The sequence below is a fragment of the Bradyrhizobium sp. HKCCYLS3077 genome, from assembly GCF_051167555.1.
Lineage (GTDB): Bacteria > Pseudomonadota > Alphaproteobacteria > Rhizobiales > Xanthobacteraceae > Bradyrhizobium.
Genome location: NZ_JBNPTH010000001.1, coordinates 214,314 through 229,591 on the forward strand (window position 1 = coordinate 214,314; position 15,278 = coordinate 229,591).

9 protein-coding genes are annotated in these 15,278 nt (G+C 68.1%); all 9 read right to left on the bottom strand.

The window, feature by feature from the left end; translation table 11 throughout:
* Positions 1 to 118: 118 nt before the first annotated feature.
* Positions 119 to 442 carry a thioredoxin gene (trxA, locus tag ACQR0Z_RS01040; RefSeq protein WP_006611141.1) on the bottom strand — a complete coding sequence of 108 codons (324 nt, stop codon included), beginning with the start codon at positions 440 to 442 and terminating at the stop codon, positions 119 to 121.
* Between the two features lie 99 nt (positions 443 to 541).
* Complete coding sequence (gene addA, locus ACQR0Z_RS01045) at positions 542 to 4,015, bottom strand: double-strand break repair helicase AddA (RefSeq protein ID WP_434917397.1); 3,474 nt, start codon at positions 4,013 to 4,015, stop codon at positions 542 to 544.
* Entirely contained in the window at positions 4,009 to 7,155 is a 3,147-nt protein-coding gene (gene addB, locus ACQR0Z_RS01050; RefSeq protein WP_434917398.1) for a double-strand break repair protein AddB, read from the bottom strand. Before addB ends, addA begins: the two co-directional genes overlap by 7 nt.
* 417 nt (positions 7,156 to 7,572) lie before the next feature.
* Positions 7,573 to 8,295, bottom strand: a complete 723-nt coding sequence (locus tag ACQR0Z_RS01055) for a nucleotidyltransferase family protein (RefSeq protein ID WP_434876306.1) — start codon at positions 8,293 to 8,295, stop codon at positions 7,573 to 7,575.
* A gap of 157 nt (positions 8,296 to 8,452) precedes the next feature.
* The gene (locus ACQR0Z_RS01060) at positions 8,453 to 8,758 is read right to left on the bottom strand and encodes a PilZ domain-containing protein (RefSeq protein WP_315716899.1); all 306 of its coding nucleotides are present in this window, start codon (positions 8,756 to 8,758) and stop codon (positions 8,453 to 8,455) included.
* Between the two features lie 344 nt (positions 8,759 to 9,102).
* Complete coding sequence (tsaE, locus tag ACQR0Z_RS01065) at positions 9,103 to 10,632, bottom strand: tRNA (adenosine(37)-N6)-threonylcarbamoyltransferase complex ATPase subunit type 1 TsaE (RefSeq protein WP_434917399.1); 1,530 nt, start codon at positions 10,630 to 10,632, stop codon at positions 9,103 to 9,105.
* The gene (locus ACQR0Z_RS01070; protein WP_434917400.1) at positions 10,629 to 13,136 is read right to left on the bottom strand and encodes a PAS-domain containing protein; all 2,508 of its coding nucleotides are present in this window, start codon (positions 13,134 to 13,136) and stop codon (positions 10,629 to 10,631) included. Before ACQR0Z_RS01070 ends, tsaE begins: the two co-directional genes overlap by 4 nt.
* 193 nt (positions 13,137 to 13,329) lie before the next feature.
* On the bottom strand, positions 13,330 to 13,788 hold the full coding sequence (dut, locus tag ACQR0Z_RS01075) for a dUTP diphosphatase (protein WP_434917401.1): 459 nt from the start codon (positions 13,786 to 13,788) through the stop codon (positions 13,330 to 13,332).
* Positions 13,785 to 15,206, bottom strand: a complete 1,422-nt coding sequence (gene coaBC / locus ACQR0Z_RS01080) for a bifunctional phosphopantothenoylcysteine decarboxylase/phosphopantothenate--cysteine ligase CoaBC (RefSeq protein WP_434917402.1) — start codon at positions 15,204 to 15,206, stop codon at positions 13,785 to 13,787. The genes dut and coaBC overlap by 4 nt, the downstream gene beginning before the upstream one ends.
* Between the last annotated feature and the right edge of the window lie 72 nt (positions 15,207 to 15,278).

A 15,278-nucleotide genomic window follows, 5' to 3' on the forward strand; every position in this document is an offset into this window, starting at 1 on the left:
AGGGCGAGCGATGAGCACGGGCGGGCATGGCGGCATCCGAAAACGCGAAAACATACCCCTCAACGCAAACGGCCGGCGAATCCGCCGGCCGTTCGAGAAAAATCCTGGTTCCGAATCGTCACATCGACGACGAGATCCACTGCTGCAGCTTGGCCTTCGGCGCGGCGCCGACCTGGCGGGAGGCCATCTCGCCGCCCTTGAACACCATCAGGGTCGGGATCGACATCACGCCGTACTTCGAGGCCGTCTTCGGGCTCTCGTCGACGTTCAGCTTCACGATCTTGACCTTGTCGCCCATCGCGCTCGCGATCTCGTCGAGGGCCGGAGCGATCATGCGGCACGGACCGCACCACTCGGCCCAGAAATCGACCACGACCGGACCGTCGGCCTTGAGCACTTCGCTTTCGAAATCGGCGTCGGAAACCTTGGCTACGGCGGCCATGGAATTTACCTCGTTCGGTTGGAGGGAGCAGCGCGGATGCGCCGCCTCAGCGTGGGTGTCAAAGTATGAATGGCCTGTTGCCGGGTCAAGCACGCTCACTCAGTCGTGCGGGGATGGCAGCATGGCGTCCAGCGCGGAGGGGGGAAGCTCCATGAATTCAGGGGCTTCGGTCCAGAGCAGGGCCGCCCGGACGGCCCGTCCGGGGTACAACTGGCCGAGCACGGCCCGGTACAGCGCGAGCTGGCGGAGATAGGCCTCGGGCACCTCAGCCAGCTCCGAGGGCGGCTGCTGGTTGGTTTTGAAGTCGACGATCAGCACTTCGGTCTCGGTGACCACCAGACGGTCGATCTGGCCGGAGACCAGCGCCGCGGGATGCCCCGCCTGCGCAAGCCGGCCGACGATCGACACCTCGGCGCGGCTGCCGGGCGCGAACACGGCGGCAAAACGCGGGTCCTCGATCACCGTCAGCACGCGCGCGGTGAGTGCGGCACGGTCGTCCTCTAGCCAGTCCGGGGCATTGCGAAGCAGATAGCGCAACGCGGCGTCGCGCCGCCGCTCCGGCGTCACGTCGGGCAGCGATTGCAGCAGCCGGTGCACCAGCGTGCCGCGCTGCATCGCGAGACTGCGCGCGGCCAGCGATTCGCCTGATCGCACCGGCCGCTCGTCGGCGGACGGGTCGGATGGCCGGAGCACGGCAACCTCGCCAGGTGCCTCGATCGCCGCCGTGCGCAGCCAGGACGGCAGTTCGACGGCAGCCTCCACGATCTGCCGCGCTTCATCCTTGGCGGTCTCAGCGATGTCCTCGGCCCGCGCGTAGCGCTTGACCGGTCCGTCCTCGGTCTCGATCACCTCGACCTGCAAGCCCGCGGCATCGAGGCCTCGCGCCATCAGGTCGTACCAGCTGCCACCGCGGACGTTGTTCATGTTACCCGGCATGCAGCCGCCGATGACGAGGCGGTCCGCGGCGCGGGTCATCGCGACATAGAGCAGCCGGCGATACTCGTCCTCGGTCTCCTTGAGCATCGCCGCGCGGGCCGCCACCACAGCTTGCGGATCGTCCGCCTTGCGCCCGGCCCAGACCACGATCTCCCGCTCGCCATGCGGGACGTGAATCAGCCGCAGCCGCTGCGAATCCGCCGGCGACGACGTCGTGTCGACCAGGAACACCACGGAGGCTTCGAGGCCCTTGGCGCCGTGCACGGTCATCACGCGCACTTCGTCGCGCGAGATCTCCATGTCGCGCTTCACCTCGGTGTCGGCGGCGCGCAGCCACGCGACGAAGCCCTGGAGAGACGCTGGCGCCTTGCGCTCATAGGATAGCGCCAGTTCGAGGAATTCGTCGAGCGCATCGTTGGCCTCGTGGCCGAGCCGCGCCAGGATGCGCCGCCGGCCGCCATCGCCGCCGAGCAGCCAGGCGTAGAAGGCGAACGGTGTGTCCTCGGAGGCGCGGCGCTCGCATTGCTGCAAGCGTCGGACGACGGCCTGCAGCCGCGGATCGTCAGTCGCATGCGCGCTCAGCGCCTCGCGCAAGCTGCCGCGACGCTTCCAGGCCAGCTTGAACAGATCGTCATCATCGAGGCCGAACAGCGGGCTCTTCAGCGCCGTTGCCAATGCGAGGTCATCCTGCGGCAGCAGCAGCGCGTCGGCGAGGTTCATCAAATCGATGATCGCGATGTGCTCGGTCAGCTTCAGACGGTCGGCGCCGGCGACGGGAATGCCGGCGTGCTTGAGCGCCTGGATCACGGCATCGAACGCGGTACCGCGCCGGCGCACCAGGATCAGCATGTCGCCATAGCTCAGCCGCCGCCGCGCGCCGTCATGGCCGGTCATCGTGCCTGCGCGGATCAGCCGCTTGATCTCGGCCTGGATGCGCCGCGACAGCTTCACCTCGGGACTGGTCACCGAGACGCCGTCGAATGGCGCGCGCCAGCCCTCGATCTCCTTGCGGTCGTCGCGCTCGCACAACGACCACAGCTCGACCAGGCTCGGCCCGGCATCGGTGAGCGCATTGTGGATGGGGTAGCCGATATCGGGCGAATGGATGCTGCTGTAGACCTCGCGCTCCCGGAACACGTGGTCGACCGCGTGCAGCACGGTCGGCCCGGAGCGGAACGAATAGGTGAAGGACACCGGATCGAACAGCAGCCCTGCGTCGGTGAATCGCTTCTGCAACTGCCGCCGTCGCGCATCGAATTCATGCGGGTCGGCGCCCTGGAACGAGAAGATCGACTGCTTCTCGTCGCCGACGGCGAAGATCGTGCGCGTCAGCCCATCGCGCGCGCCGGCGCCTGAGGTGAACTCCTCGATGATGTGGGCGACGATATCCCACTGTCGCGGGCTGGTGTCCTGCGCCTCGTCGATCAGCACGTGATCGACGCCGCGGTCGAGCTTGTAGTGCACCCAGCCGGCGGAGACGCGATTCAGCATGACCAGCGTCTTGTCGATCAGGTCGTCATAGTCGAGCAGACCGCGCTCTTCCTTCTCGCGGCGATAGTTCGCCGCGGCGGCGGTCGCGATCTGCAGCAGCGCCTCGGTGCGGTCACGCACGACGGCGGCGCGGCGCTTCTCGATCAGGCGATCGAGCCGGCGCGCTTCCGACTCTAACAGCCCGGCAAGGCCGGGATTGCTCTCGGCGAACTTCTTGGTCAGCACCGATTTGCGCGGTTCCTTGTCGTCGGTGAGGAACACGCGAAGATATTCGTCGACCTGATCGCTGCCCGAGAACGCCAGCGCCGCACGCAGTTGATCGGCCTGCTTCTGATCGGTCTTGGCCCCGCCGTCGAGACGCGCGGCAATCTCGGTCCAATCCGCGCGCGGCAGATTGGGGCCTTCGAGAATGTCGTGCTCGATCGCCTCCAGCGTCTCATCAGCGCCGATGCCGAGGACCTCGCCGAGATGCTGCGCGGCGACCTCGACACGGCCGGCACCGTCAGTCCAGGCCATGAAATGATCGCGGCTGAGGCAGGCCTCGCGTACGACCTCCTTGAACGTGGAGTCGGCGGCATTGGCCATCGCCACCTGCAATGCACGCCCGACCGCGCTGTCCGGCGCCCTGGAGGCATCCAGCAGCACCTTGAGATTGGCGCGCTCCATCATCTCGGTCTGGTCGCGGTCGTCGAGCACCGAGAACCGCGCCGGCACGTTGGCCTCGAACGGAAACTGCTGCAGCAGCCGCGTGCACAGCGCGTGGATGGTCTGAACTTTCAGCCCGCCCGGCGTCTCCAGCGCGCTAGCAAACAGCTTTCGCGCTGCTGCACGGAGCTTCTTGTCGGATGCAACAATGCCGGTGGACTTGATCGCGCTGTCGAGCGCGTCGTCGTCGAGCGTCACCCAATGGCCGAGGGTCGAGAACACGCGCTCGGCCATGTTGGCGGCGGCGGCCTTGGTAAAGGTGATGCAGAGGATCTTTTCCGGCGGCACGCCGTCGAGCAGCAGCCGGATCACGCGCTGCACCAGCACATGCGTTTTGCCCGAGCCGGCATTGGCCGACACGAAGGCCGAGGCGGCCGGGTTCGATGCGCGCGTCTGCGCGTCACGTACGGCCTGCGGAATGGGGCGGGGCGCCTTTACCATTCCTCCACTCCCAGGCCGCCGGCCGCCGACCATTCCTTGATGCGCGCGAGGTCGTCATAGCTGCCGTAGCGGTTCGCCCACATCGACAGGTTCAGCGAGGTGTAGCCCTGATTGGGATCCTCGAAGCTGCGGATCAGCTCCTCCAGCTTGGTGCGGGCCTCCTGCGCGGCCTGGTCCGGATGCTGCGGCGTGTCGCTCTTGTTGATCTTGAGTTCAAGGATACGCTCCTCGCCGGGCGGATTGTTGCCGGACAATCTCACATAGACCAACTGACTGATCAGGCTGCCGGCGGGAATGCCGTCGAAGCCGCCCTCGCGCAGGATCGCGGCCTCCAGCGTCAGCTGCGGCGACAGGCCCATGCGCACCTGCTTCGCCGTCGGCGGCTGTCCCGTCTTGTAGTCGAGGATGGCGTAGGTGCCCTCGGCGCGCTGCTCGATGCGGTCGGCGCGCGCCGACAGCATGAAGATGCGATCTTTGCCGAGGGGAATGCCGATCTCGCCGCGGATCTCCGCGGTGATCGCGCCGATCTGCTCGCGGCGCGCGGTCTCCCAGGCCGCGAACCAGCCGGCGATGCGCTGGAAGCGCGGCCACCACAGCGCGCGCGCTTCGGGCCGCTCCATCAATGGCGCAAAATGCTTCTCGCCGATCACGCGCAAAGCGTGCGCGGGATGCAGCGGCAGCGCCTCCGAATATGTTTGCGTGAATTCGCCGATGGCTTCGTGGATCGCAGAGCCGCGATCGGCCGCCGACAGCGGCATGTCGACGGGATCGAGCGGATCGAGTCGCAGGATGTAGCGCGCGAAGATCGTGTAGGGATCGCGCAGCCAGTCCTCGATCGCGGTCACCGACATCCGCAGCGGGCGGGCCTCCAGCGGCGGCTTCGGGGCCGGCTGCTCGACCGGCTTCACCTCGCGCGGCTGGTCCAGCACCTCGGCATAGCGGACATAGGTCTCGCCGCGCGCCTCCGCCGCTTTCCAGCGCTCGGCGCCGGCGACGGCTTCGAGGCGATGCAGGAAGCGCGAGGCCACCGCCGGCGCGCCGCCGGATTTTGCCGCATGCGTCAGGATCACTTCGGGCGCGCCGAGCAGCTGCGCGAAATCGTGCGCGGAGAGACCGATGCGGCGCTCGGGCAGATCGAGGCCGAGCTGATGCCGCATCGGGCGGCTGAGCCAGGGATCGATGCGCGGCGCCGGCGGCCAGATGCCCTCGACGAGGCCGCCGATGATCATCCGGTCGGCCTGCATCAGCCGGGCCTCGAGCGGACCGTAGATCTGCAGCTGCGCGCCGTGGCGCTCGGGACGGCGTACCGCGCGGTCGGAGAAGGCGGTGTGGAAGAGGTCCGGATAGTCCGACAACGGCGCCATCAGGCCGCAGCGTTCGCCGGAGGCGAGCAGATCGTCGAAGCAGCGTGCCAGCGCCGCGCCGTCGCGATCAGTGAAGGCGGTGGTGAGGCCGACGTCGTCGGTCGACAGCGCGATCAGCACCTCGCGATGTCGCGCGGCGAGTTCGGCGAAATCCTGCGGGCGCGGCGAGGCGAGATTTTCCAACGGTGCGAGTGCCGTTTGCAGCTGCGCGATCAGTGCGCCGGCCTGGTCGAGCTGATCCGGCTTGAGCCGTGCGCGCGGCTCGGCACGGTGCAGCGACGACGCTTCGCCCTGATGCAGTTTTGTATGCTCGTCACGGAAGCGGGCGAAATCGCGCGCGAGTCCGCTGGTACCGGCTTGCGGCCGCGTCCCGCGGAGCAGCGCGAGCTCCAGCGTCTCGATCGCCTGCTTCCAGCCATTTGCCGCGCGGCCGAGCCGGCACAGCGGATGCTTGAGCAGCGCCAGCAAGGTCGGTGGCTCCAGGCCGCGCGCGGCGGCTTCCGCGGCGAGCCGCGCGAAGATGCCGGCGGGCGTTTCCAGCAGTGCGTCACCGCCGGAGTCATCGAAGGTCAGGTGCCAGCGTGTCAGCGCCGCCATGACGCGGCGCGCCAGCGCGCGGTCCGGCGTCACCAGCGCGGCGGACTTGCCGAGATGGCGTGCCTCGCGCATCGCGATCGCAATCGCCAGCGCTTCCATCTCCGGATTGGGCGCGGCGACCACGGACAGATTGTCCATCGCCTCGGCGATGTTGGCGGCGATGTCGAACTGGCGCAGCCGTTCGTGCCACACGGCGGTGGCCTCCGACGGCCGCATCGTCTCGGAGATCAGCACCTCGCGGCCGCCGCGGCCCGGAGGCGCGAGGCGGACGACATCGCGCCGCTCCAGGCCGAAGCGCTTGAGCAGCAAGTGCATCGCGTATTGCGGATGATTCACCGCGGGTGGGGTGATCACGCGCCCGGCACGGTCCTTGGCGCCGCCGATCGAAGCCCATGCCGCTTCGTCGAGATCAGTGTCGAGCCCGGGCAGTACCACGGCGCCGTGCGGCAGCTTGGCAACCGCGAGCAGGAATTTTGCGGTCGCCGGCATCGAGCCGGTGGAGCCCGCCGCGATCACGGGTCCATCGGGATGCGCCGACAGCCGTGCCGCTTCAGCCGCGATTAGCAGATCGCGCCGAGCCGCCGGCTCGATGCGCTCGATCTCCTGCAGATAGGCCGGCCACGCCGTGCGCGCGATGCGCAGGAACTCCAGCGAATACTGCCAGTATTTGTCGAGCTGATCCGGCACCAATTCGTCGAGCGCATCCCAGGACACGCCGCGCGTCACCATGTCGTCGATCAGACGCGCGAGGTCGCCGGCGAGTGCAAGCGTCGAGGCGGGGCCGCCGATCACCAGTGGCGCCGAGACTGGCGTCTTGGCCCAAGCCGCCACCAGCCGCGCCAGCGTCAGTCGACGCTGCAGATCGTCGAGCCGCTCCGGGATCTCCAGCGGCGCGGGGCCGAGGAATGCGTCGCGATCCTCAGCAAACGCCAGCTCGTCCTCGTCGATATCGCCGAGTGCGACCAGCCGCGGCAGCACCGCGGCATCGGTCTTCAGCTCGTCGAGGAACATTTCGCGGGCAACACGGAGCGAGCGCCGCGTCGGCAGATACAGCGTGGCCGTCGCCAGCCGCGCCGGATCGCTGCGCGCCTCAAACCCGTCGACCAGCCGGCCGTCCACCAGCGCGGCGATCACGCTGCGCAGGAACGGCGCCGAAATGGGAACAGTGAAGACGCGCATGGCCTGCGATTCGCGGGTGGACTCTCGGCGTCTATATAGGGAGCGGGGGACGGAAGGTCATACCCAGGGTGTGGATGGGTGTTGATAGGTGCGTGACCTTCCCGCGGGTGAGGCACCCGTGCGGGGAAAGTCCCAACTACAGCTCCGTTTTCCACTGTCATCGCCCGGTTCAACCGGGCGATCCAGTACTCCGTGACGGTCGGGTTTCGATCGATAGGCCGCGGCGTACTGGATCGCCCGCTTTCGCGGGCGATGACGGTGGATTTGTGGAACGAGCTACTCACCCACCGTCATTGCGAGCGCAGCGAAGCAATCCAGAGCCACGCCTGGAGCCCTGGATTGCTTCGCTGCGCTCGCAATGACGGAGACAAACGTAAGCGTTGCCGCATCGGGTCGCGCTGTGCGTCGGGACGGAGATTACGCCGCGCTCTCCAGCAGCGCCTCTTCGGCTTCCTTCACCGCGGCTGGCGTGCCCACATGCATCCACACGCCTTCGAGGCGCAGGCCGAACAGGCGGTCCTGCTCGTTGGCCTTGTCGAACATCTTTGTCAGCGAGAACTCGCCCTTCGGCGCGCCGTCGAAGATCGCCGGCGAGATGATCGCGGCGCCCGCATAGACGAAGGGGACGACCTGATGTTCCCGGCGCTTCCGCAGCGTGCCGTCGGCGAGCATCGCGTAGTCGCCCTGGCCGGAATAGCCGATCGAGGTCGCCGTCGGCGCCATCAGCAGCATGATGTCCATGCGCTCCGGATCGAAGGCGTCGGCGAGACGCGAGAGGTTCTGGCGCACGCCCTCGATCCACATCGTGTCGGAATTGACGTGGAAGAACGGCGCGTGGCCGAGCAGCGGCAGTGCCTTGACGACGCCGCCGCCGGTGCCGAGCACCTGGTCCCGCTCGTCGGAGATGATCACGCGCGGCGAGCTGCGCGTCGCGGTGTGTTCGATGATCTGGTCGGCGAGGTAATGGACGTTGACGACGGCTTCGGTGACGCCGGCTTCAGCCAGGCGGTCCAGGACATGGTCGAGCAGCGGCCGTCCGGCGACGCGCACCAGCGGCTTGGGCATCGTCTCCGTCAGCGGGCGCATGCGCAATCCGAGACCGGCGGCGAGGACCATGGCTTTGTGCGGCTTGACGGGCATCTCAGGCAATCTCGATCAAAGGTGGTATGCGCGAATCATACCACGCCAAAACATCTATCGTCTCGGCCGGTTGCGATAGCCTGACGCCATGACGAATATGCGACGGCGTCCCGCTGCCGTCGTGATGCAAGATGCCGCAGAGGTGTTTTGCCCGCCGTCAGGCCTCGGCGGCGGCGCGCTTGTTGGTCTTCTTCTTGCCCTGCTTCAGGAAGGTGACGCCGATCTGGTCGCCATTGACCCAGGCGAGCTCGCAGCGCCGGTAGGCGAGGCCGGTCGACGACAGCAGCAGGAAGAATTCCTTGAGGTGCAGGCCCTCGACGGAGCCCTCGACCGTCAGCTTGGCGCCGGTCTCGGAGACGTCCTCGATGGTGCAGTTGCGCCGCCAGGTGCCGTCGATGCCCATCATGAAAGCCGGGATGCCGCGCTCGAAGACGACGCGCTCGCCCTTCATCCGCTCTGCCATCGCACCCTCCATTCCCGCGCGGCGCAACCGGCGCCGCCGAGGCAAGGTAAAGGGGGATGGCTAAGAACCGGTAAAGCTACGGAGTGTGTCTTCCGGCCCGGCTATTGCCGCAGCGCCGGTCCGCTCCCCTCCCCCTTGCGGGGAGGGGTCGGGGGTGGGGGTCCGCGAATCCGGAACGTTGTTGGGTTACGAGGCGGGTCAGCGGACGGCTATCAGCCGGCTCTCACTGCTATTGATAGCAGAGATTCTGCGTTCTCACTCAGAGCATCGCCCGGAGACCCCCACCCCCGACCCCTCCCCGCAAGGGGGAGGGGAGCGCACCGCCGGCGCCGTGAGAGGGTGCCTCAAGCGACGCCGGCCGGGGGCGGCACGTTGGCCGCGTACCAGTCGCGCAGCGGCTCCAGCGCGGTGTGCGCCAGTGACCGGTGCAGATAGTCCCAGATGCGGGGCTGGTGCTTGAGGTAGTGCGGCTTGCCGTCGCGGCGATTGAGGCGGGCGAAGGTGCCGAGCAAGCGGGTGTTGCGCTGGGCGGACAGGATGGCGTAGTCGGCGCCGAAGGCGTCGGCGTCGAAGTCGGCCGACGCGGCTTGCCGCCCGGCGATGTAGCGGGCGAGCAGCGCCTGCTCGATGTCGACGGGCACATCAATGCGGGCGTCCTGCGCCAGCGACACCACGTCGTAGGCGGGCGGGCCCATCACCGCGTCCTGGAAGTCGATCACGCCGACCCTCGCGATGCCTTCGCGCGCGGGCAGCCAGAGCAGGTTCGGCGAGTGATAGTCGCGGATCACCCAGGTCTTGTTGCCGGCAAGCGGCGCTTCGAGCAGGTCGCGCCACATCTCCAGGAATTCGGCGCGCAGCACCTGCGACGGCTCCACCCCGCGATCCGGCAGGTACCATTCGAGCATCAGGCTGATCTCGATCAGCATGGCGTCGACGTCGAAGGCCGGGACCTTGTAGGTGACCTGCGGCGCCAGCGGCAGCACCGAGGGCACGTCCTGCGCATGCAGCGCCGCAAGCAGATCGGTCGCAGCCTCATAGCGCTCGGCGATCGGGCGCGGCGGGTCGCCCTCGATCACGCCCTCGCGTCCGAGATCCTCGGTGATGAGGAAGCCGTGGTCGAGATCGGCGTCGTTGATCTTCGGCGCGGAGATGCCACGGCCGCGCAGCGCGCCGGCGATCGCGACGAAGGGGCGGACATCCTCGGCCAGATGCACGGCGCCGCTATACGGCTTGCCGTTGTAGATCGCCGGGCCATCGGGGCGCTTCGGGGAGTTCATCAGGATGAAGACGCGCTCGCCCTTGTAGAGCCTTGCATAGGAGCGGGTCGAGGCATCGCCGGCCATGCGCTCGCGGCGCGACTTGGCGTGCCCCGCTTCGGCGAGGAAGCCGCGCAAGGCTTTCAGCCGCGCGACGATCGGCGCCACCTTGCCGGTGCCGGTGATTTCGACGCTGCGCGCGCTGTCACCCAGGGACGGGTCGTGGCGCAGCGCGATGTCGATCCGGTCCCGCGGCAGCGCATCGCCGGCGCGCTCGGGCCATTCGATCAGGACGACCGTCGCTTCGGGCAATGGCGAGAGCCCGATCTCCTCCAGCTCGGAAGGATCACTGATGCGATAGAGGTCGGCATGCACCAGAGGGAAGCTCGGCAGGTCGTAGCTCTGCGCCAAGGTGAAGGTCGGGCTCGGCACCTCGAGGTCGGCATCGTCGGCGAGATAGCGGATCATCGCCCGCGCGGCGGCCGTCTTGCCGGCGCCGAGATCGCCGGTGAGCGTGATCAGCACGCCCGGGCCGATCAACAAAGCGAAGTCGGCCATCAGTGCGGCGGTTGCCGTCTCGTCCGCCAACGGCGTGGTGAATGTCTGTTGGTCCGTCATTCCGCGGCGTTGCGTTGCGCGATGTGGTCGGTCGGGAAGTCACAGGTGACCGTGGTGCCCTTGCCGACCACCGAATCCATTCGCACCTTGCCGCCATGCAGCTCGACAAAGGAGCGCACCAGCGACAGGCCGAGCCCGGCGCCGCGGTGGCGCGAGCCCTGCGAGCGGCTGACGAACCAGTCGAACATCTGGTCCTTGATATCAGCCGGGATCCCCGGGCCGGAATCGGTGACCGAGAAGGCGACGCTGTGATCGGTGCGGCGGGCCGACACGATCACGGTGGAATCCTGCGGCGAGAAGCCGACGGCGTTGGCGAGCAGATTGTACAGCACCTGGACGACGCGGCGCTCGTCGCCGACGAAGCTGCCGACGTCGGCGGCGACCTTGACCTCGAGCCGGATGCGATCGGTGGCGAGCCGGTCCTGCACGCCCTCGGCGGCGGCCTCGATCGCCTTGGCGGCGTCGACCGGGCCGAGCTCCAGCTTCATCGCGCCAGCGTCGATGGTGGCGAGGTCGAGAATGTTGTTGGTCAGCGCCAGCAGCGCGTTGGTCGATTTGGTGACGTAGTCGAGATATTCGGCCTGCTTAGGCGTCAGCGGTCCGGTCGACGGGTCGGACAGGAAATGCGCGAAGCCGATGATCGTCGTGAGCGGGGCGCGCAGCTCGTAGGACACGTGGTGGACGAAGTCGATCTTCATCTGGCCTGCGGCTTCGAGCGCCTCGTTGCTCTCGCGCAGGGCCCGCTCGACATTCTCGGTGTCGGTGATGTCCTGGAAGGTCAGCATGGTCGCGCCGTCCGGGAGCGGACGGCTCATGCAGTCGAGCACGCTGCCGTCCTTGCGTTCGAGCTTCAGCGCGACGTCGAGCCGGTTCTCGATCGAGGTGATGGCCTCGCGGATCGTGCGCCAGGCAACGGCGTCATCGTAGAGCTGCAGGCACCAGGATTCGACGGTGTCGATATGCGGATGCTCGCGCAGGCGATCCGGCGACAGCCGCCACATCTTGGCGAAGGCCGGATTGAACAGCTCGACCCGGCCGTTCGAGCCGAACACCGCGACGCCCTCGGCGAGGCTGTCGAGGGTCTCGCGCTGGACGCGGATCAGGCCGTCGAAGCGGCGGGCGAGCGCAAAGCTTTCGGTGACGTCGTCGAACAGATAGGTCACGCCGCCCTCGGGGTTGGGCGTGGTGATGACCGACATGGCGCGGCCGTCCGGCAGGAACCAGGTGTCCTTGGCGGCCTCGACCGCGCGATAGGCCTCGTGCAGCTTGGCCTTCCAGGCGCGGAAGTCGGCCTGCTCGGGCAGCTTGCGCGCGGCGCGCAGGCGGTCGAGCACCGAGGAATCGTCCGGCTGGCTGTCGAGGAAGCTCGTCTCGAGATCCCAGAGCCGGCGATAGGAGTCGTTGTAGAAGGTCAGGCGGCGCTGGCCGTCGAACACGGCGACGCCCGACGACAGCTGGTCGAGCGTGCGGCGGTGCGCCTCGTGCATCCGCACCAGCGCCTCGGTGAGCGCCGCGGCCTCGCTGGCATCGATGGCGACGCCGGCGCTGCCGGCGCCGAGCGTGAAGGCGCGCACGTCGTGCATGCGGCGCTCGCCGCCCATGACGATCGGCAGCCGGCCTTCGAAATGGCCGCCGGCGCCAAGCGCGCGCTGCAGATCGGTGCGATCGGCGGAATCGAGGAGCTCCAGATTGCGGCTGATCGCGTCGGGCACGTCGCGCGCATCCGCCGCACGCGCGTAGGCCGCATTGACATAACTGAGCGTGCCGTTGGCCTGCCGCGCCCAGATCGGCCAGGGCAGTGCGGAAGCGAGCGCGCGCAGCGATTCCGTCTCCTCGCCGAGCGCCTTCAGCCGAAGCTGCGTCTCGGCGAGCTCGCGGCGCAGGCCGGACAATTCGCGGATGCGCACGATGGCCTGGCCGCCGATGGCGCGGCCCATCGCCTCGATCGCTTGGCCATGTGACGTCGTCAGATGCAGCAGGAAACCTTCGCCGGCCTCGCGCAACGCATCCACCGCGCGATCGATCTGCAGGGCCGGTTCGGGCGGAAGCCAGGTTCCGAAGGCGAGAATGCGGTGCGGCTGATCGGCCGGCACCAGCATTGCGGTGTCGCCGGAGATCTGCGGGCGATGGCCGCCCGCGGGCCAGGCGATCAGGATCTGCGGCTCGGCGAACAAGAGCGCGCGGTAGCGGTCGGCCTGCAATTGCAGCTCGGCGACATCGGCGCGCAGCCGGGCTTCCTTCCGCGCGGCGGCAAGACGCGTGCGCACCAGCGCGATCGCTGCGACGACCGAGAAGCCGAGCAGCGCCAGCATCGCCGTGATCTCGGCGACGTCAGCACGGCTCAGCTCGAACAGAGTAGAGATCGCATCTCCCGGCACGCCATCGCCCGCGAGGACCGGTGTGGCCGGCGCAAGCGCAGTCGCAGCGAGACCCATCAGGCCTTTGCGCGCGAGTGACGTGCACGACAGCAGCGTCTGACGCATCAACACGATCACGCCCGACATATTTGCCCCAAACCGCACGAAAGTTCCGCGCGGCGCCGATCGCATCGACCGCGCCGTTTCACGAATCAATCAACCATAACCGCTTCGGGACTCCAGCGGTAAGAGTCCAGACCGTGAACGGTGGTTGCACGGGATGAAAATGCGTTCATCGATGGGCATAGCCGAGTCGGAACTGTGGCGAAGCGCCCGTAGTTCAACGGCCCGTCGAGCCGAAACCACCGCTGCCGCGCACGGTCTCCGACAGCGTCGTGGCGACGCTGAGTTCGGCGCGCACGACGGCGGCGATCACCATCTGCGCGATGCGCTCGCCACGCTTGATCGTGAACGGCTCCCGGCCGTGGTTGATCAGCAGCACGCAGATCTCGCCGCGGTAGTCGGCGTCGATCGTGCCGGGTGAGTTCAGCACGGTGACGCCATGCCGCGCCGCAAGCCCGGAGCGCGGCCGCACCTGCGCCTCGTAGCCGTCGGGAAGCGCGATCGACAGACCCGTCGGCACCATCGCGTGGCGGCCAGGGTCGAGTGTCAGCGGCGCATCGGCCGGCACCGCGGCGAGCAGGTCCATGCCGGCGGCGTGCACGGTCTGATAGGCGGGCAGCGGCAGGCCCTCGCCATGCGGCAGGGTCTGAACGTCGATGCGGATGCTGTTCGTCACGCGGATGGTCCTATCGTTCGGGCGATCTCGGCGACGAGGGCGGTCGCGACCTCGTCCTTGGTCATGATCGGCCAGGACGCGACATGGACGCCGTCGGCATCCTTCGTCAAGAGATGCACGGTGTTGCGGTCGCCACCCATCACGCCGGTCGCGGGCGAGACGTCGTTGGCGACGATCCAGTCGCAGCCCTTGCGCGCGAATTTGGCCTTGGCGTTGTCGATCAGGTGTTCTGTCTCGGCGGCGAAGCCGATGACCAGGCCCGGTCGCTTCTCCGTGAGCTTGGAGATGGTGGCAAGGATGTCGGGGTTCTCGACCAGCTGCAGCGGCGGGATCGCCTTGTCGGTTTTCTTCAGCTTCTGCCCGCCTTCATTGGCCACCCGCCAATCGGCCACCGCCGCGGCAAAGATCGCGACGTCGGCCGGCAATTCGGCCTCGACGGCGTCGAGCATCTGCCGCGCCGATTCGACATGGGTCACCCTGACGCCCTTGGGATCGGCGAGATCGACCGGCCCGGCGATCAGCCGCACGTCGGCGCCTGCGGCCTGCGCGGCGGCGGCAATGGCAAAACCCTGTTTGCCGGAAGAGCGGTTGGCGATGTAGCGCACCGGGTCGATCGGCTCATGCGTGGGCCCGGCGGTGATCAGCACGCGGCGGCCGGCGAGCGGGCGCGGCACGGGTGGCTTGAGCATCGCGACGATGGCGTCGGCGATTTCGGTCGGCTCGGCCATGCGGCCGACACCGGCCTCGCCCTTCTCGGCCATCTCGCCGGCGTTCGGCCCGATCATGTGGATGCCGTCGCGCTGCAACGTCGCGGCGTTGCGGCGCGTGGCGGGATTGCTCCACATCATCGGGTTCATCGCCGGCGCCAGCAGGATCGGCCGGCTCGCGGCGAGCAGGATGGCGCTGGCGAGATCATCGGCAGCGCCTTGCGCCATCTTGGACATCAGATCGGCGGTCGCCGGTGCGACGACGATAAGGTCGCAGTCGCGCGCCAGCCGGATATGGCCGACGTCGAATTCGCTGCGGGCATCGAACAGGTCGGTGAAGACACGGTCGCCGGACAGCGCGGACGCTGCGAGCTCGGTGACGAACTGGGTCGCGGCCTTGGTCATGACGCAGCGGACATGGATGTGGCGCTCCCGCAGCCGCCGGATCAGGTCGAGCGATTTGTAGGCGGCAATGCCGCCGCCGATGATCAGGGTGACGCGGGCCTCACGGGCGGTGCCGGGCTGCGGCACCAGCGGTTCGGGCGGGGGCGTGGGTGGCGTCGACGGCGGCTCGGATGGATCGACCGGCTCGATCAGCGCCCGCAGAATGACCCGGACCTCCTCCTCGACGGAGCGGCCGTTCTGCGCCGAGCGCAGCCGGAGATAGGTTTTCAGCGAGTCGTCGAGCTTGCGGATGGTCAGGCTGGCCACGACCGTCTCCCCAGCATTGTCGTTGTGAGCGCAATGCTAGCAGAAAGCGATTGCAGTGCAATCATTCGCTGG

What these genes read in the sequence shown, in the direction of transcription:
- trxA (WP_006611141.1), bottom strand. Translation starts at nt 442, where the DNA reads ATGGCCGCCGTAGCCAAGGTTTCCGACGCCGATTTCGAAAGCGAAGTG.
- addA (WP_434917397.1), bottom strand. Translation starts at nt 4,015, where the DNA reads ATGGTAAAGGCGCCCCGCCCCATTCCGCAGGCCGTACGTGACGCGCAG.
- addB (WP_434917398.1), bottom strand. Translation starts at nt 7,155, where the DNA reads ATGCGCGTCTTCACTGTTCCCATTTCGGCGCCGTTCCTGCGCAGCGTG.
- ACQR0Z_RS01055 (WP_434876306.1), bottom strand. Translation starts at nt 8,295, where the DNA reads ATGCCCGTCAAGCCGCACAAAGCCATGGTCCTCGCCGCCGGTCTCGGA.
- ACQR0Z_RS01060 (WP_315716899.1), bottom strand. Translation starts at nt 8,758, where the DNA reads ATGGCAGAGCGGATGAAGGGCGAGCGCGTCGTCTTCGAGCGCGGCATC.
- tsaE (WP_434917399.1), bottom strand. Translation starts at nt 10,632, where the DNA reads ATGACGGACCAACAGACATTCACCACGCCGTTGGCGGACGAGACGGCA.
- ACQR0Z_RS01070 (WP_434917400.1), bottom strand. Translation starts at nt 13,136, where the DNA reads ATGTCGGGCGTGATCGTGTTGATGCGTCAGACGCTGCTGTCGTGCACG.